Below are 16553 nucleotides of genomic sequence, written 5' to 3' on the forward strand. Positions count from 1 at the left end.
CTGATTTACCTGTCTTATCCATGTTGGTCTTTTTTCGTCCATTGACAGCCAGATGTTTTGGGGGTCAAGATGAGGGTCAGTTCACTTCGATTAAGAGTTGACCCCCAATTATGGCTCTGACAGACGTTGTAGCCCGCACCGCTAAGCCTCGCGAGAAAGCTTACAAACTCGCGGATGCACATGGTCTGTATCTGTTGATAAGCCCTGGCGGCTCTAAGCGCTGGTATCTCAAGTATCGTTTCGAAGGTAAGGAAAGCCGCATCGCTTTTGGCGCTTATCCTCTTATCTCGCTGGCGAAGGCCAGAGAAAAGCGCGATGAGGTGCGGTTGCTGCTTGCCGATGGCATCAACCCGGCGGAAAAACGGGTGGAGGAGAAAGAAGAGTCTCAGGCCGCGCTGATTACCTTTGAGAAAGTGGCGAAAGACTGGCATCGCAGCATCAGTCAAAACCGCTGGTCAGAAACCCATGCCGGACGGGTATGGCGCGATATGGAGCGTAATATCTTGTCAGCGATAGGGCATCGCCACATTGCGGATCTGAAAACCAAAGATTTACTGGAACCACTGAAAGCCGTGGAGCAAAACGGCCATCTCGATTTAGCGTCACGGCTACGTCAGCGGGTGACCGATATTATGCGCTATGCGGTGCAGAACGATCTGATAGAGCGTAATCCTGCTCAGGATCTCTCCGGGGCGATAGCGCCGCTGAAGGCAACCCATCGCCCGGCATTGAAGCTGGATAAGCTACCGGATTTTCTGGCAAGGATTGAAAGCTATAAAGGGCGGGCATTAACCACCCTGGCCTTAAAGTTCACGCTGTGCGTCTTTATCCGTTCCAGTGAACTACGTTTTGCCCGCTGGACCGAGATCGACTTTAAACGTGCTATGTGGACGATACCGGCTGAACGTGAAGCGATCCCCGGTGTAAAGCATTCTCAGCGCGGGGCGAAAATGCGCACTGAGCACTTAGTGCCGCTCTCCCGCCAGGCTTTGGCACTGCTGAAAGAAATTAAGGTCATCAGCGGAGGTCGCGAACTGATATTCCCCGGCGATCGTCGCCCGACTAAACCGATGAGTGAAAACACCGTCAATAATGCGCTGCGGGTTATGGGATATGACACCACAACCGAATTGTGCGGGCATGGTTTCCGCACGATGGCCTGTAGCGCCCTGGTTGAGTCCGGGCAGTGGTCGCGGGATGCGGTCGAGCGGCAGATGAGTCATCAGGAGCGCAATGGCGTGCGGGCGGCTTATATCCATAAAGCTGAACATATCGAAGAGCGGCGGTTGATGCTGCAATGGTGGGCGGATTATCTGGATGCGAATCGGGAGGAGTATGTGGTGCCGTATGAGTTTAGGGGGAGATGAGTTTTATATGCACATAATTTTAACCTGAAATTATTTTATGGATGAAATGCTATGCTATTCGATAAGATAAAGACATATTTTCTTTATATATCCCTATCATTATTTTTAATTACTAATATTTTTCTTGTTGGGCACGAATTCATTTTTAAAAAAATATTTATTTTGTTTTTTCTTTTTTTGACGGTGGTTGTTTGTTTTTATAAAAAGGATGACTTTAGAAGAATAATATATTATTTTGTTTATTTTAATAATGACAAACTTGTCAAGAAGATTTCAGGAGGGCTATCATTAATAGCTTGGCTATTCTTTTTATCATCTTTGTTCTTACTAAACATTGGCCTTGTATGGCTTGCGAGATGGTTTATTCTGGCATTTATTATATTTGTCGTTATTAGCGGTGTTTTTACCTTTTATGACCTTGAGCGTGGAAATAATATTATTTTTAGTAAGCTGAAAATTGTGTTTGTCAGTGGTGTATCCTTATTGTATTTCATTACAAGTACATATGCGGCTAGCTATTTTATGCAAATGAGTAATATGGATATAAGTGATTCTCCGTTGCTTGAGTTTGGATGGAAATTTGCTTTTTTTGCTATTTATTTTTTCATGTTTTTACAGCCGGTTTCATACGGTATTTTTCTGTTAGTATCAAATAAACTAAAAGGGCATCAGTTGATGACTATTTTTGGAGTCATCATGTTAACATCATTACTGCTGTTTGCTGTACCTCGCTGGGCTGAGAATTTTGTAGTAGTCGTGCTTGATTGGGCTACAAGTAGTGAATGGCGTACTTCTGCAACGTGCGGCTCCTTGAATATTAGTGATTCAACAGAGCACTATTTTGGATTTAATACAGATAAATACACAGTCTATTTCTCTAATCGTGATGGGAAGTGGGGATTTGAAGAAATTAATTGTATTAAAGATGATAAAAACCAAGACTCATTAAAACGTGTGTCTGTAAGTCAATCAAATATGCCTAAATGGTTCAAAGAATGAAGAGTTTCACAGATACTTAAGGAATACTTATCTGCGCATCTACCTTTATACCGCTCCAGACCCTTATCGAGGGGGGCTGGAGCTAATACGTCTTATGTTGCTGATTTTTCCACGATTCAGAATACCCAAGAATCATTTCTGCCAGATCGTCTTCCACCGCATAAGAATAACAAGCCGGAACGTGTAGTACCGATGCCAACCGACAGGCAAGTTCAAATTCTGGCGTGTGTATACCGCGCTCATATTGATTCATTCGGGCACTAGCTGTTGCTTCATCGATTCCGGCAAGAATCCCTAACCGTTCCTGCGACAGGCCAGCCTTTAAACGTGCGGTTTTTAAGCGATGAGGTAACATGAGAATCCTGATTTCTTGCGTGACTTGCCGCGTTTCTCATCTGTGTGTCTTGAAAATATACTAAGTAATACTTAGTATTTGGTGTGTGTGGTTACTTGGGAACTTTAATGGAGAAAGGTATGACATCACATCATGACTGGCATCATGCAGATATCATCGCCGCCTTACGTAAGAAAGGCACTACGTTGGCCGCGCTATCGCGTTCTGCGGGGCTTAGTTCTTCAACACTCGCCAATGTGCTTTCTCGCCCATGGCCAAAAGGAGAATGGCTTGTGGCCACGGCGCTGGACGTGCATCCTGCGGAAATCTGGCCCAGCCGTTATTTTGATGATTCAGGTGTGCTACTGGACAGAAAAATACGCATAAGGAAAAAATTGAATGAAAAAGATGAGCAATCCATTGCTGGATAAATCGACAGTAACTGTTTATTTTTCAAGTGAATACCTGCATGTACAAGTGAATGGAAAAGCGCTACTAAATATTCCACTCAAAAACTTCCCGCGCCTCGAATGCGCTACGGCTGAACAGAGAGGTAATTTCACCCTTAACCATGGCGGTGGCATACATTGGGACGAAATTGATGAGGATATCAATATTGAAGCGCTTTATGCGGGGGCAATCAGAGATATGACTAATCGGTAAATGACGATATGCGGTATGGGTTCATATATCGGTTAGATTCCGGACTGACGACTATTCGCATATTCCAGTATTGCTTCCGCCAGATCGTCCTCTACCGTATAAAAATAGCAGGCGGGAATATTCATAACCGATGCTAACCGGCAGGCCAGTTCAAAGTCCGGCGTGTGTATACCGCGCTCATATTGATTCATACGAGCACTGGCCGTCGCTTCATCTATCCCGGCAAGAATCCCTAACCGTTCTTGCGACAGACCAGCCTTCAAACGGGCGGCTTTTAAGCGATGAGGTAGCATAAGAATCCTGATTTCTAACTTGTCCTGTCATGATTCTCATCTGCGCTTGTTAAAAATATACTAAGTAATACTTAGTTGTTGATGTGTATGTTTGCCTAGTCCTTAATGGGGGAAAGTCAGAAAATAATCCCCCACATTCCCCCCATTTGGTGATGGATCACGCTCTCCCCCACGTGATTTTTATCATTATGCAAAAAGTGATTGTTTATTAGTAAGTTAAACCATTCCCCCACTTTGCGCGTATAGACAGACGGGAGGTGGGGGAAAATACCGGACAGGATGACCAAATATCCGTTTACCCCCACTTCCCCCGCTTAATCCCCCATTTTGTGGCGATGCGGCAATGGCATAATGTGCTCGCCATCCAATGTGATCAGACCATCCTTTTTCAGTTTATCCAGCCAGCGGGTAAACTTTTTGGATACATCAAATCCCATCGCTTTCATATCGTCCCTGACTAATGCGCGGGTGCAGCTATCGCCGCTGGCCGTGCGCGAACGAATGGCCTGCCATAGGGCAAAATGATTTTCCGTCAGCCGCGAAATGCCGATCAAATCAGAGTCGCTGGTAGCTTCATTTTCCCTGACTTCACGGCCTTCATCGTTCAGCACCAGCGAAGTGATCCGATCGCCATCATCATCCACGTATAAATCGATGGAATGCAGGTCATAAGCACGACGTGGTGGCTCTTCGGCATCTTTCATCTTGGTGCAACTGAGTATCAACGCACCACCGTCACCTTCACGGCGCACGTTAAACTCCACGTCCAGTGCCGCCCGGAATGCGCTGGAGCCGCGCGCGCCTTTATCCTGATCTTTGCCGGAATGGTGAATGATCAGCACCGTAGCCTGTGTGGCCGCTTTGATATAGTCGCATCCCTGAATAAATGCGCCCATGTCTTTAGCGGCGTTCTCGTCTGAGCCACCGAAGCAGCGGGCGAGGGTATCCAGAATGATCAGGCGGATCGGCATACCGGTTGCGGCCTTAACATCTCTGGCGGCCTGTATCACCTGTTGTACGCTCTCCGGGCTGGCAGGAAAGACCGGGCAATCGATGCGATAAAGCGCATCAATCGGGCTGCCGCCGTTAAGTGTCTGTTCCCATGCCCGGATACGGCGAGGAACGCCGATCCCACCTTCACCAACAACATAAATAACATCTCCTTGCGTGACCGGTTTACCGGCCCACGGCTTGCCAGTGGCGATATGACATCCCCATGATACCGCAAGGAAGGATTTATAAGAGCCACTGGCACCGTAAGCGCTGGCGACGGACGAGGCTGGCAAATACCCCTTAATCAGATAGTCCTGTTGGGTGTCAAAGCCGTCAGAACCTTTGCGCAGAGGAAGCGAGGTTTTAAATTCTGCTTCGGTATCGGTTACGGATTTACTCATCGTTTCGCTTCCCCACTTGCTGTATTTCCTCGCGTTTGCTGATACGTTCAGCAATCCAGTCATTCACTTCGCTTTCCAGCCATGCCACGGAGCGGGAACCAATTTTGACTGCTGGAGGAAAATTGCCCTGGCTAATCAGAAGATAAATCCATGATTTCCTGAAGCCGGTTCTTTCCATTACTTCTGATAAGCGTAATAGCCTGAAATTTGTCATCGTCAGTCCTCCTTCCTGGTGTAGACGCGCTCAACGTAACGGCCCCGACCATCACCGTGACCGAGATCCATTGACGTCAGTGCCCTGGCTTCACTGCGGGAAAATCCTTCTGACAGGTAATAACGAATAGCATCCTGCGCCCATGCGTAGCGCAGGCTGTGCGGGGAATAGTGGCCAGTCAGCCCTAACCGCGTGGTATGAGAGCGCCAGAAGTTCATGGCGGTTTTTAAATCAGGCTTGTCGATCAATTTACCGTTACGTGTTTTGGCAATCAGCAGGGCGTCATTTACTGCCTGCTGTACAGCGTTATGGTCGAGGATTCGTGTTTCACGCGGCCTACCGCCTTTGGTGCCAAAAACAATGGTGAGAGTTGATTGATTACGCTCAAGCTGCTTTTTCCACGTATTAAGCGAACTGGCGCATTGCACGGCTTCCTGTGAGCGTAGTCCCAGTAACCGGGCAAGTTGAAGGGTACAGGCAAGTCCCTGGTCATGCTGTTGCGCGCTTTGCAATACTGCCTGAAATCGCTCATCCGGGATTGCTAATTTAGTACCTGCACGGCTTGTTCCACTTAATCCCAATGCTTTATTTGTTAAACGTGTTGATGTAACGAGCTTTTCCCTGCCTGCCAGACGAAACACTGTGCGCAATGCTGACATATCATTATGAAGCGTTCGAACCGCAATCCCCGTTGCCTGGCGGTCAGCAATATAGCTTTCGATATGTTTAGCTTTCAGATGCTGAACATCCCGAACCTGGATATTCAGCGCCATCAGATGGCGACAAAATCGGTCAATAATACGGGTACGATCATGAACGGTTTTAAAGCTGCCGCCGACTTGCTTAGCCAGCATTTTCATTTCACGACTTAATTTACTCATAGCAAACCTCTAACAATTTCAACGAGCTGTATTTCTCTGGCGCGTGGGTTTAATGGCAGAAACAATCATTATTGACCTGCCTTGAACGATACCTGTGCGCCAGAGCGGGCAGCGGTTGAGGTATTGCGGGGCGTCGGTAATGCACTCTGTGCAGCCTCCTGCGATTGCAGGTTATCCCCTCAGGCCATTGGCCTGCCTCGGTATCGGTTCAAATCTCCTGTAAAAGTGAACAGTTCGGCATCCGAACTGGTGTGTCAGATTCATGAGTCGTTAAGTGAGGTTGCTTTCCTACACGGTTGAGGCAGCTTTGTGCTGTGGCGTCACTTTCATGCGTTAACACGCAAAAAGTGACGCCACGTATTCGCGCGCAGCAGGGCAGGCGCATGCAGATGCCTGACGGCATAGCAAGGCGCAGCCAGCAGCGTTTAATACGAGTCAGAATTAAGGTACAGAAAACCCGTCAGTACGGGATGTACCTGTCGTTAAGCGGGTGATGATACTGCTGTCATCGCAGGCAAAAGATGTAGCCTTGCTTGCAGCAACTCATTCACTGAGGAGAAGACCGAATACAGCATTCTTTACAGATAATGCCGATCGGCGAGGAAACGCTCGTTATTAGCCGTCTCTTAAGTTTAACGAACCTTTATCGTCACGTCATAGGTGCGTTTTTGTTGACGATGCCTGCTTTCAAAGGTGAGCAGGTTTACCGCGTCCAGCGTTGTCTTTCAGGTTACGACAACTTTCTTTGTGGCCGCCCTAAGGCGTCAGTCTCAGACCACACTCCATTCCATATGACTTTGGCTCGTGACCACCCGAAGGCGTTTCTCACAGGTCACTCGTATCATCCTGATACTGGAAACATTGGCTGGCTGTCGTTGACAGCGTGTGTGCGTGGTTAAAAATACGGCAAAAAAAATTTGATATCAAGAGCTTTGCATCTCAAGAAAAGAATATTAACTTGGGGTGTTTGTATCCGTTATTACACGACTTATACGAAAGCGTCTGTCTGAAAAAATGAAATTTTCATGCCATTGTAGTAACAATTTGGTTTCTTGTGATTCATATCCGAACGGATATAATCATGGTACAGAAACACAAGTTAATGTATTGAAGCGGTTACTTGAAGACGGCAAATGAGTTCTGAATTAACGTATTGAAAGGTATGAGCGCGATGCAGTGTATGTGATCCCGAGAAAAACTAAGTTGAGCATTGCTATGTTGTCGCCAGATTTGGAATTTTCGAGAACTGATTAATGATTGTGCTTACTCGTTGCGAGGTGAGCTGGAGATAAGCGATGAGGCATGGTAACCATTCTTAAGGCACTGATAACATGTTGCAGAATTTGAGCTTTGGCGATGCCGAAGAACTTTCGACTAAGGTTGCGCTCGCTCTCAAGTTCAATGAGTTAATCGACCAACGAGGCCTGAGTCAGACCGAGACAGCGGCGATCACGGGTATGACACAGCCTAAAGTATCGCAGGTACGCCGCTACAAATTACAGAACATTTCGCTGGAACGGTTGATGCAGGCACTAGTGTCGCTGGATCAGCGTGTAGAAATCGTAGTGCAGCCCGCGCGACGTACTCATTTGGCATGCATAACGGTAGCGTGAAGCAATTGTTCCAGGATAAAGGGGATAGGGATAATGAAGTTTGCCTATGAGGATTTAAGCGACGATCATTTCGAGGTTCTGATTGTGCTCTTGTGTCAACGCTTACTCGGAATCGCTGTTCAGGGGTTTGCAAAGGGGCCAGATGGTGGGCGTGATGCGAAATTTGTCGGCACTGCGGAATTGCACCCCAGTAAGGCAGCTCCTTGGGTGGGAACGGTGATCGTACAGGCCAAACATACCAATGGGTACAATCGTAGCTTTTCGGAATTGGACTTTTACAGCAATTCCAGTAATAACACGGTGATTGGCAAAGAGGTTCCGCGCATTAAGAAACTGCGCGACGCCAAGCAACTCGACCACTATATGCTTTTTGCGAACCGTCGACTCACTGGTAACTCGGAAACAGAAATTCGCGACCATATAGCGACCCAATGCGACATACCTGCTGCGTCGATATATCTCTGTGGCTTGGAACAACTGGAACTGTTAATGAAACACTTCCCGGAGGTGGCACAGGAAGCGAAGCTGGATGCTGTAGACTCTCCGTTAATCGTAAGCCCCGATGATCTAGCAGAGGTTGTTCAGGCGCTTGCACGTCAAAAGGGTGGCCTGACGGAGATACTTGACGATCCACCCACTGTACGCGTGACTTATGAACAAAAAAATGCACTCAACAACATGACGGAAGAGTATGCGAAGGCGTTACGACGCAAGTACCTAAAAGAAACTGTGCAAATTCGTACTTTTCTGGCTGCACCGGAAAATATCGAATTGCTTCGCATGTACGAATCCGTAGTTGATGAGTTTCAGCTCAAAATCATTGCCAAACGCAAGGATTACCAATCCTTTGATGCAGTTATGGAGTATTTAGTAGATCTATTGTTCAACCGCGACCCGGTTCTTCGGCAGCATGCACACAAGCGGCTGACTCGAGCAGTGCTTTTCTATATGTATTGGAACTGTGACATCGGGGAGGTGGGAGATGCTACGGCCAACCAAACACTCGCATCCTGATCGCACAGTCATCAATGTATCGTTGCTGCTTTTATCAAGACTTAAGGATCGTCGTGTTGATGAATACGATATGTTGAGAAAATATGCTAAGAAGAACGTCGTGGGGGGAGATGTGCTTTTCCTGCCTGCACTCAATTTTCTTTATCTGATGGGGCTGATTGAATATCGCCCCAAAACGGACGCAGTGGAATACGTGGGACCAAATGAAACTGTCTAAACTCTATTCTAACAAGCCGGACACGTTCGAGCCTGTGGACTTCGTTTCTGGGTTGAACGTTGTTGTGGCTGAAATCCGTTTGCCGGAGAACAAAAACAAGGATACCCACAATCTTGGCAAGACTACGCTAGGGCGTCTTCTCGACTTCGTCTTTCTGTCGGGAAAAGATCCTAAGTTCTTTCTGTTCAAACACCCTGAATTGTTCGAAGGATTTATTTTCTTCCTTGAAGTGGAATTGGAAGATGCTTCCTTTGTCACAATCCGGCGTAGTGTGAAGGATGCGACAAAGATCGGTTTCAAGCGGCATGAGGCAGGCCATCAGGACTTGTCGGCGTTGCCACTTGCGGAATGGGATCACTACGATGTCCCATTCGAGCGTGCACGTGAACTACTTGATGGTCTACTTGATTGGCGTGCGCTCAAGCCTTGGTCATACCGCAAGGAGCTTGCTTATCTTCTGCGGTCTCAAGAGGATTTCCGTGAGGTATTCCAATTGCGAAAGTTTGCTTCCAGACATGCTGATTGGAAGCCGTATCTTGCCCACATGCTGGGCTTTGATGCCAAGCTTGTTACCGAGCACTATTCGAAGGAGCAGGAATTATCCAAGAAACAAGATATCGCTCAAACCATTAAAAAAGAATTGGGCGGTTCGGTTGAGGACATTAGCAAAATCGAAGGTATCCTCCTTCTCAAGCAGAAGGATGCGGACAAGAAACAGGCTTTACTGGACGCTTTCGACTTTCGTGCACAAGACAAAGATCATACCAAGAAGGTGGTTGATGAAGTCGATGGACGCATTGCTGCGCTGAACGCTGAACGCTATTCCTTAAGCCAAAATAAAAAGAAAGTACAGGCATCTTTACAGGATGATCAAATCCTATTCAGCCCTGATGAAGCGCAACGACTGTTTAGTGAGGCGGGCGTGCTTTTCGAGGGACAAATCAAAAAGGATTTTCAGCAGTTGATTGCCTTCAATCGGGCAATCACAGACGAGCGCCGGGGCTATCTCCAAGAGGAGTTTACGGAGATCGAGGGCGAGTTGAAGCGGGTGAATGCAGAATTGAATGCTATGGGGAAAAAACGTTCTGAGATGCTCTCCTTTCTGAGTGGAACAGATGTTTTCAGCAAATACAAGCAACTCTCTGATGAGATGGTGACGTTGCGTGCAGACATTACATCGCTGGAACACCAACGAGGTCATCTGCATCGCCTTCAGGAGCTACGTACGGAGATTCGATTCTTAACGGAAGAATGTGGCCATTTGCAGGTAAAGATTGAAGCAAATGTGGAGAAACAGAACTCTGATCCGGAAAGCCTGTTTTCTTCGATCCGGGTTTACTTCAGTGATATTGTTGAGGAAGTTATTGACCGTAAGGCCTTGTTGAGTGTGGCTCCCAATCAAGCTGGACATTTAGAGTTTAAAGCTGAGATTCTTGATGGATCGGGCAATGCCACTAGTGCTGACTTAGGGCACACCTATCGCAAACTGCTATGTGTTGCCTTCGATATGGCTGTATTGCGAGCGCATTTAAACGAGAAGTTTCCGCGCTTCGTGTACCACGATGGGGTACTGGAATCGCTGGATGACCGCAAGAAAGAGAATTTGCTGACGGTTGTGCGTCGCTATGCAGATCTAGGATTGCAGCCGGTCATAACATTGATCGACTCGGATTTGCCTGTACGTCCAGAAGACAGTTTTCCTGTATTTACTGCTGATGAAATTGTCTTAACACTGCATGACGAGGGAGATCATGGTCGTCTCTTCAAGTTAAGGGGATGGTAATTTGTTCACAAGCGTAGAAATCTTTGCAGGCTAATATTGCTTTACAGCAAGTTATTCGCTGAACTTGGTCTTTTTTAGCAGTGGTAATTCCAGTATGTATGCCGAGATTCTATACCGCATAGCTCAATGGTGGTCATTTTGGTGGTCAGTTTAATTTATGTAGGACATAATTGGTTTGTTTTTTAACTAATTACAATTTTCATCGAGTCCGGCCTTCGCACCATGACTAGCTTAAAGTTATGATTTAACTCGGGAAAATATCACGCACTCCTTTTATCGCGCTTACTCTCTTACAAAGAGGTAGCACGAGGCGATGTCTCCATCAACAAACCTGTATCGAAGAAACAACGGTATCTACGTTGTTCGCATAAGCGTTCCGCACCGTTTTCGTCGATATGCCGGGCAGTGTGAGATTCACACATCAACAAGCACAAATGTCCTGTCTGAAGCAAAACAGAGAGCGGCTAAGCTATTGTCTGTCTGGCACCAGGTTCTTCTTGAGTATGAACAAATGGACCATCGATCTCTGAGCCACAGTGCTCCGTTAACAGTAGGCGTGGGTATGATCTCTATAGCTGATTTCTCGCAGGCAATTGGCTTGACGGTTAATCACTTAGTGCAAACTCTCATCAATCGCAATCTCCCAGTATTTTGGCGTTCAGTTAAACAACGGGGATACTATGTTAAAAATATCCACGATGTTGAGATTGACCCTTCTACAGGTGGCCACATAGTTGATAGCGCAAAAGCGTTGGGAATAGAGGATATTGCCGATGGCTTGTTTCGCCATTTTAACACAATACACACTCTGCGCTCTCTCATTGCATTTGGCTCTTCTGAAGATGAAGCAGCGTTCCGCGCTACTGGTGCTGCAACATGGTTTTTTGATATCCCAGCGGTAAAAATTACACCTGAAAACCTGTTGATCAATAAAGTCCATGCTGAAAGTCTTCGAAGCGATTGGCTTTCTAAATGCCCCCCACCAGCAGCGCCTGCATCTATGCTCCCGCCAGAACCCGTCAATGAGTATGTTCATCGTAAATACTATGCTCGCACATTATCGTGGCTTTGCGAGCGGCATATTGAATTCCGCAAGAAGGGAAAAGTTACTGAAAGCGCATTACAAGGCACTAGAGACTACTTTGCTTTTTTGATTGAAGTCATGGGAGATGAGCGTTTAGAGAAGGTTGACTGTGATTTCTTTTATGAGTTTGAAAGTAAATTACGCCTCATTCCGGCTCAACGTAACTTGGTTAAGGCCAAGTATAATGTGGATAACATTGAACAACTGATTGAAATTTATGACGTTAAAGGTCTTCCTTTAATGACTGATGACTCAGTCAGAAAATATCTTAGTGGCGTTTTCGTCTCAATCAAATAGGCTTTGGGTGCCGGGATCTTCATCCGTTCGCCTTATGACAACTTTCTTCCAAACAAACCTAAAACAATAATGGATCAGGAGTTGGCTGATCCATTTGATGAGAAAAGGCTTTGGGACATTTTTTCTCAATCGTGGTTTTTGAGCGGCACTGCTGAGCGCAACTCCAAGGGTCGATTTCATCAATATCGGCCTTTCCACTACTAGGCGCCTTTGATTGGTCTGTTCAGCGGTGCGAGAGTCAATGAGATCGCCCAGATGTCATTAGCAGACATAGTTGAAGATAATGGTGTTTACTATTTCAATATTGAAGATGATGAGGAAGTTGGTAAAAAACTCAAAACTGTTAATTCTCGTCGTAAAATCCCTATCCATCCTAAGTTGCCAGAGCTTGGTCTGGTAGAATACATCAATACGCTTAAAAAAATGGGCTACAACCGGGTATTCCCAGAGCTTAAACCTCATCTCACCAAAGGTTACGGTAGACCCGTTTCTAGTTGGTTTAATGAGTCATTGCTGGCAAATCGTCTTGGTGTTTCGAGGGATAGAAAGCAAAGCTTTCATTCATTCCGGCATACTGCTGTAACAGCTTTAAAAGCACATAACGTTAGTCCTGAAATAAGAGCGCAGATTTTAGGACATGTGCGTGGTGAGAATGAAACTACTGGCCGCTACAGTAAAGATATGGTTCCGGCCCACATTACACCTGTAATTGAATTGCTTGATTTCAGGTTGCCGCCCATTGCACTGTTCATCATTTCTGACGGACTTGGTGCGCTTACTGATGCACTTCGTATGAAGAGAGGGGTAGGCAATAAGTCTAAAAGCTAACCATCACTTATGCCCTAAAAGGGTCTGCTGGTTACGCTACCCTTGGCTTGCAGCGTCATTTTTTGTGCTGCTCGTCAGGAGTAGCGGAGTCATTGAAAAAGGGGGCTGTCATGCCTATCAGCGTTATTGTTCTCGACGCCATCGGTGCAAATTTTAGAACATGCCTTAAGGATGAGTATTGCTATGAGAGTGCGTGTCTCATGGTATGTGCAGCTTGGTGTGATGAACTGAATTGTGAACCTCAAGAACTCTGTGAGGCAATTACGTTGCTTGAGCAGATGAAAAAATGACAGTGCCATCTTATCGAGTTTCATGCGTGTCCGGGTGATATGACACACCCTGAATTGAGTGTAGCGTTATAGAAAAGGTGCCGTGCTCTGTTACCGGGTCATCTACCTGATAGCCGTCGATAATGACTTTCCACAAGTTGATCGATACAACCGTGCCCGTTGAGTATTTAATTGAGCCGGCCTCTGTTTTGGTTCCGATGGTGAATGTTCGCGGTGCAGCTTTCTTTATCCCGAAGTAGTTCCGCAGGTATTTGGATAGGCTAAACACAGCTTTCAGTGCGCCCGGTATTCCTTTGAGGATTGTCCACAACATACGTCATCACCTTCGCTGCTAGCATTATTGTGTCTATGATAGCTCTGTAATCGACTGATTTTAAAAATATAAGGTTCGGTTCATTTCAAACCCTGATCGATGACTGGTAACCCTCCGGGAGGGGGCGAAAAACCTAAGATATTAACTTTTTCACAGCAACTTTTCCGGCTGCTTTATCTTGAAGTTCTCACTTCTCTGTTTTCTCAAACAGCAATTTTTTAATTCAGAAGTGAGTCAGGTAGATTCATCGCGTTGCCCAGTCGTGTTGAGTAGATGAATGTTCATTCTGCTTTGATATTCATAACAGTTTTAGTGCTGATCCCATGCTTTTCAGCAGCCTTACGTATTGATAAACCCGCGAATAAATCAGCTTTTACGGCTTCTCTATTAATGGTGGCGCTCTTACCACGCCCGGCAATGCGGCCTGCTGCTTTTGCTGCTTCATATCCCTCCTTCTGGCGCTGTATTAGCTCAGACCTGATCTGACAGTTACCGGTTATTTATCCAGGTCTCTGTCAGATTACATCTGGCTTAAATTTTTCTCAGCCCAGATGCATTTTCCAAAAAGCCTGACCTATCCTTAAGTTCCTTTAACAACTGCATGAGATTTTTCAGTAAATCCTGCTCGTATTCCGCAAACTTAATAGCGGTTGGAAAAACATTTTCAAAAAAGCAGTCAGCTTTAGCTTTACGATATGCGACGAGTAAGTCTTAGATTGTTAAGGCGTTCCAGCCTTTAAATCTTGGTGAATGCAACATAACTAACCACCTTTTTTATAAGATCAGACTTTTATTTTTTCATTAAAAATCTAGGAAAGGTTATCTTTATGATTTTTTCCATCAGTAATTATGCTCATTAAGATTGGTGCGCTTGCCTGTGTATAAAGTACTTTGATGCAATGATTAGCTGCCTGTATTTAATGTAGAAACCAATCAAAGATTTTAGCCATTCTCAATGGCTACAGTTTTTATTGCCAGTTTAGATGTGTTAATTCCCTGTAACGTTAAGCCGTAGTGAGCAAGTAAGCCCGCTTGTGCTGGATAAATCAGCTGCAAGTGGGGTACCAAATAGCGCCCTGCGTAGGCATACAGCTGATACATATCGCTGCTTGAAACACCGAGTTTTTGATCTGTTTCATTCAGTAATTTCCACTTGGTATCCGCGATCAGTTGTGGAACGCCGTTATCATCAACAAGTGCAATATCCGGGCGTAATTGAAACTGTGGGGAATCGCCATCACGCATAGCCAGATATTTTCGTGGGCCCTGTGTACGAAGATGCCAGCCTTGCTGGTGGGCCCAAGGCTTCAACTTTTCTGCTACCCATGCTTCAAACAGGCGATTCATATCAAACAGCAATGAAAACAGTGGCGTGCTGCCTGCTAATACATCCGGCTTAACTGCAGCAATAAACAATCGACACTGTTCAAGTACAGGCTGAAAACGCTGGGTAATGCGATCGTTTTTAAGTAACTTGAATGATTGCAAAGTGATGGGTGCATCACTAATGCCATTAAAATGCATTAACAGTTCGGTTAACTGTTTTTTGGTTTTGTCGGAGCGTGTCCAGGGTATTAGCAGGCGTAGGGTAAAGCGGAGTATCTGATTTAACAGCATGTCTTCGCTAAACTCGTCGAAGCGACAATAAAGACGTTCTTTATGAACTAAGTTGTGCCGGACATGTTGTGGGATAACCAGGCGGCCACGCATTACTGACAGGTTTTCTTCCTGTTCTATATAATTGCGTAACTTGCCCTGAAGGATCTGCGTATGCAAATCATGGCAAAAGTGCTGGATAAAAATATCCAGCAGACTAAGTTGCTGAGTATTGATACCTGCCTGCGCCCCTTTATGTGTACGCATGATTCGGGCGGAATACAGCATCTGCACTAATGCTGTACGGCATGATTCAGGCCTTTCTTCTTTACCATGTATCTTAGGCAGGATTTCCAGGGTTAAATCATCAAGCTGTATTACGCCGCAAAATTGTGCAAAACGAACAGATTGGTGGCCCCAGCTAAAGGTGCTGGCAGGCAGATTTGGCGCCAGCTTTTCCAGCAAGCGGGCATGATGAATGCCCAGCGCGTACTGAGCAATAGTTCTTTCTGCAATAATCGGCAGCGAGCTATATTCAATAACCGACAATATTTCCGCCACGGTTTAATCCTCGTAAATTTTGCGAATCGAGTCGGGCGTAATTTCCTGGGCAGTTGAAACACGGTATTCAACGACCTCGTCAAAGTCATCATGGGTAAAGCCGAAAACATCTCTACTGCTCAACTTAACATGACCGATCAGTGGATCCTCCACCAACTTGCCGGTGGCGTCGATATCGCGGAACACCAGCTGGATTTTGTGCCAGTCCTCATAAAAGTATTCCTGCAGTAGCGGAATAAACTGATTCAGGAAAACCGTTTTTAGCTGTGTGAGGTTAGCAACCGGGCAAAGGTAAGCATGGCCTAGCATGAGATCCCGGCTGAGAAGAAAACGGATTCGGTGATTCATCGCATCCAGCAATCTACGCAGGTTAATCTGATTGCCATCTTCATCAACGATATTTCCCGCACCGTCTGAGCCAGCAATTTTGCTACTGTCCGGCATCAGTTCCTTAAAACGGAAACGACGACGTAAAGCGGTATCCAGTAGTGCAATGGAACGGTCAGCGGTGTTCATTGTGCCGTAAATATCCAGATTTTCAGGCACGCCAAATGGCGCGCGAGAATAGGGCAGCGTAATGCGCATGCCTTTATCGCCGCTGGTGCGTTTGTCGGTTTCAATCAGAGTGATCAACTCGCCAAAAATTTTCGCCACGTTGCCACGGTTAATTTCATCAATAAAGATAGCGTAGTGATGTTCAGGATCGGCTTCGGCACGCTGACAGATACGGCGGAATACGCCATCTTGTGGCGAGTAGCTTAATTCACCACTCTCTTTGTCCAGCTCTGGACGGACAACCTCTCCCCGGCGGC

At 46.1% G+C, this 16553-nt stretch carries 17 protein-coding genes and 2 pseudogenes; 11 read left to right on the forward strand and 8 right to left on the reverse strand.

Features of this window, described 5'->3' with window-relative positions:
- Positions 1-110: 110 nt before the first annotated feature.
- Both AC3RPL_RS22380 and AC3RPL_RS22385 read left to right on the forward strand, forming a co-directional pair.
- Positions 111-1367 (forward strand): tyrosine-type recombinase/integrase, encoded by a 1257-nt coding sequence (locus AC3RPL_RS22380; RefSeq protein WP_490741575.1) that lies wholly within the window; start codon positions 111-113, stop codon positions 1365-1367.
- Positions 1368-1418: 51 nt separating this feature from the next.
- Positions 1419-2366, forward strand: coding sequence for a hypothetical protein (locus AC3RPL_RS22385; protein ID WP_490741576.1), 948 nt, complete (start codon positions 1419-1421; stop codon positions 2364-2366).
- An 82-nt stretch (positions 2367-2448) separates the two neighbouring features.
- Here the strand turns inward: AC3RPL_RS22385 and AC3RPL_RS22390 are convergent, their stop codons facing one another.
- Complete coding sequence (locus tag AC3RPL_RS22390) at positions 2449-2721, reverse strand: helix-turn-helix transcriptional regulator (RefSeq protein ID WP_490741577.1); 273 nt, start codon at positions 2719-2721, stop codon at positions 2449-2451.
- 119 nt (positions 2722-2840) lie between these two features.
- Between AC3RPL_RS22390 and AC3RPL_RS22395 the strand changes: the two genes are divergently transcribed.
- Positions 2841-3131: a helix-turn-helix domain-containing protein gene (locus tag AC3RPL_RS22395; RefSeq protein WP_490741578.1), complete on the forward strand. Its 291-nt coding sequence runs from the start codon at positions 2841-2843 to the stop codon at positions 3129-3131.
- Complete coding sequence (locus tag AC3RPL_RS22400; protein ID WP_490741579.1) at positions 3100-3363, forward strand: DUF2442 domain-containing protein; 264 nt, start codon at positions 3100-3102, stop codon at positions 3361-3363. The genes AC3RPL_RS22395 and AC3RPL_RS22400 overlap by 32 nt, the downstream gene beginning before the upstream one ends.
- A 32-nt stretch (positions 3364-3395) precedes the next feature.
- Here AC3RPL_RS22400 and AC3RPL_RS22405 read toward each other — a convergent pair whose 3' ends face one another.
- The 4 genes from AC3RPL_RS22405 to AC3RPL_RS22420 all read right to left on the reverse strand — a co-directional run bounded on the left by AC3RPL_RS22405 (position 3396) and on the right by AC3RPL_RS22420 (position 6145).
- Positions 3396-3656 (reverse strand): helix-turn-helix transcriptional regulator, encoded by a 261-nt coding sequence (locus tag AC3RPL_RS22405; protein ID WP_490741580.1) that lies wholly within the window; start codon positions 3654-3656, stop codon positions 3396-3398.
- 314 nt (positions 3657-3970) lie between these two features.
- Positions 3971-5050 carry a helicase RepA family protein gene (locus AC3RPL_RS22410; RefSeq protein WP_490741581.1) on the reverse strand — a complete coding sequence of 360 codons (1080 nt, stop codon included), beginning with the start codon at positions 5048-5050 and terminating at the stop codon, positions 3971-3973.
- Positions 5043-5264 (reverse strand): helix-turn-helix transcriptional regulator, encoded by a 222-nt coding sequence (locus AC3RPL_RS22415; protein WP_490741582.1) that lies wholly within the window; start codon positions 5262-5264, stop codon positions 5043-5045. The genes AC3RPL_RS22410 and AC3RPL_RS22415 overlap by 8 nt, the downstream gene beginning before the upstream one ends.
- Before the next feature lie 2 nt (positions 5265-5266).
- Positions 5267-6145 (reverse strand): integrase domain-containing protein, encoded by an 879-nt coding sequence (locus tag AC3RPL_RS22420; RefSeq protein ID WP_490741583.1) that lies wholly within the window; start codon positions 6143-6145, stop codon positions 5267-5269.
- Positions 6146-7476: 1331 nt separating this feature from the next.
- Here AC3RPL_RS22420 and AC3RPL_RS22425 point away from each other — a divergent pair.
- From AC3RPL_RS22425 to AC3RPL_RS22455, 7 genes and pseudogenes are all read left to right on the forward strand, one after another.
- A complete protein-coding gene (locus tag AC3RPL_RS22425; protein ID WP_490741584.1) occupies positions 7477-7758 on the forward strand; it encodes a helix-turn-helix domain-containing protein in 282 nt (93 codons plus the stop codon).
- A 33-nt stretch (positions 7759-7791) separates the two neighbouring features.
- Positions 7792-8772: an ABC-three component system protein gene (locus AC3RPL_RS22430; RefSeq protein ID WP_490741585.1), complete on the forward strand. Its 981-nt coding sequence runs from the start codon at positions 7792-7794 to the stop codon at positions 8770-8772.
- Positions 8741-8989 (forward strand): ABC-three component system middle component 8, encoded by a 249-nt coding sequence (locus AC3RPL_RS22435; protein WP_490741586.1) that lies wholly within the window; start codon positions 8741-8743, stop codon positions 8987-8989. Before AC3RPL_RS22430 ends, AC3RPL_RS22435 begins: the two co-directional genes overlap by 32 nt.
- A complete protein-coding gene (locus tag AC3RPL_RS22440; RefSeq protein WP_490741587.1) occupies positions 8976-10772 on the forward strand; it encodes a DUF2326 domain-containing protein in 1797 nt (598 codons plus the stop codon). The genes AC3RPL_RS22435 and AC3RPL_RS22440 overlap by 14 nt, the downstream gene beginning before the upstream one ends.
- A gap of 313 nt (positions 10773-11085) precedes the next feature.
- A pseudogene (locus AC3RPL_RS22445) lies at positions 11086-11259 on the forward strand (DUF6538 domain-containing protein); the annotation flags it as partial.
- A 75-nt stretch (positions 11260-11334) separates the two neighbouring features.
- Positions 11335-12153, forward strand: coding sequence for a site-specific recombinase (locus AC3RPL_RS22450; RefSeq protein WP_490742143.1), 819 nt, complete (start codon positions 11335-11337; stop codon positions 12151-12153).
- Positions 12154-12363: 210 nt separating this feature from the next.
- Positions 12364-12981 carry a site-specific integrase gene (locus AC3RPL_RS22455; RefSeq protein ID WP_490741588.1) on the forward strand — a complete coding sequence of 206 codons (618 nt, stop codon included), beginning with the start codon at positions 12364-12366 and terminating at the stop codon, positions 12979-12981.
- A 300-nt stretch (positions 12982-13281) separates the two neighbouring features.
- On the opposite strand, the gene AC3RPL_RS22460 is transcribed toward AC3RPL_RS22455, so the two are convergent.
- The 3 genes and pseudogenes from AC3RPL_RS22460 to AC3RPL_RS22470 all read right to left on the reverse strand — a co-directional run.
- Positions 13282-13584, reverse strand: a complete 303-nt coding sequence (locus AC3RPL_RS22460) for a hypothetical protein (protein ID WP_490741589.1) — start codon at positions 13582-13584, stop codon at positions 13282-13284.
- A 942-nt stretch (positions 13585-14526) separates the two neighbouring features.
- On the reverse strand, positions 14527-15741 hold the full coding sequence (locus AC3RPL_RS22465) for an McrC family protein (RefSeq protein WP_490741590.1): 1215 nt from the start codon (positions 15739-15741) through the stop codon (positions 14527-14529).
- Positions 15742-15744: 3 nt separating this feature from the next.
- Positions 15745-16542: pseudogene (locus AC3RPL_RS22470) on the reverse strand (McrB family protein); the annotation flags it as partial.
- Between the last annotated feature and the right edge of the window lie 11 nt (positions 16543-16553).

The organism is Erwinia papayae, from assembly GCF_058241465.1.

Bases quoted from the DNA above. Each gene is read 5' to 3' on its own strand.
- AC3RPL_RS22380 (WP_490741575.1), top strand. From the start codon at position 111: ATGGCTCTGACAGACGTTGTAGCCCGCACCGCTAAGCCTCGCGAGAAA.
- AC3RPL_RS22385 (WP_490741576.1), top strand. From the start codon at position 1,419: ATGCTATTCGATAAGATAAAGACATATTTTCTTTATATATCCCTATCA.
- AC3RPL_RS22390 (WP_490741577.1), bottom strand. From the start codon at position 2,721: ATGTTACCTCATCGCTTAAAAACCGCACGTTTAAAGGCTGGCCTGTCG.
- AC3RPL_RS22395 (WP_490741578.1), top strand. From the start codon at position 2,841: ATGACATCACATCATGACTGGCATCATGCAGATATCATCGCCGCCTTA.
- AC3RPL_RS22400 (WP_490741579.1), top strand. From the start codon at position 3,100: ATGAAAAAGATGAGCAATCCATTGCTGGATAAATCGACAGTAACTGTT.
- AC3RPL_RS22405 (WP_490741580.1), bottom strand. From the start codon at position 3,656: ATGCTACCTCATCGCTTAAAAGCCGCCCGTTTGAAGGCTGGTCTGTCG.
- AC3RPL_RS22410 (WP_490741581.1), bottom strand. From the start codon at position 5,050: ATGAGTAAATCCGTAACCGATACCGAAGCAGAATTTAAAACCTCGCTT.
- AC3RPL_RS22415 (WP_490741582.1), bottom strand. From the start codon at position 5,264: ATGACAAATTTCAGGCTATTACGCTTATCAGAAGTAATGGAAAGAACC.
- AC3RPL_RS22420 (WP_490741583.1), bottom strand. From the start codon at position 6,145: ATGAGTAAATTAAGTCGTGAAATGAAAATGCTGGCTAAGCAAGTCGGC.
- AC3RPL_RS22425 (WP_490741584.1), top strand. From the start codon at position 7,477: ATGTTGCAGAATTTGAGCTTTGGCGATGCCGAAGAACTTTCGACTAAG.
- AC3RPL_RS22430 (WP_490741585.1), top strand. From the start codon at position 7,792: ATGAAGTTTGCCTATGAGGATTTAAGCGACGATCATTTCGAGGTTCTG.
- AC3RPL_RS22435 (WP_490741586.1), top strand. From the start codon at position 8,741: ATGCTACGGCCAACCAAACACTCGCATCCTGATCGCACAGTCATCAAT.
- AC3RPL_RS22440 (WP_490741587.1), top strand. From the start codon at position 8,976: ATGAAACTGTCTAAACTCTATTCTAACAAGCCGGACACGTTCGAGCCT.
- AC3RPL_RS22450 (WP_490742143.1), top strand. From the start codon at position 11,335: ATGATCTCTATAGCTGATTTCTCGCAGGCAATTGGCTTGACGGTTAAT.
- AC3RPL_RS22460 (WP_490741589.1), bottom strand. From the start codon at position 13,584: ATGTTGTGGACAATCCTCAAAGGAATACCGGGCGCACTGAAAGCTGTG.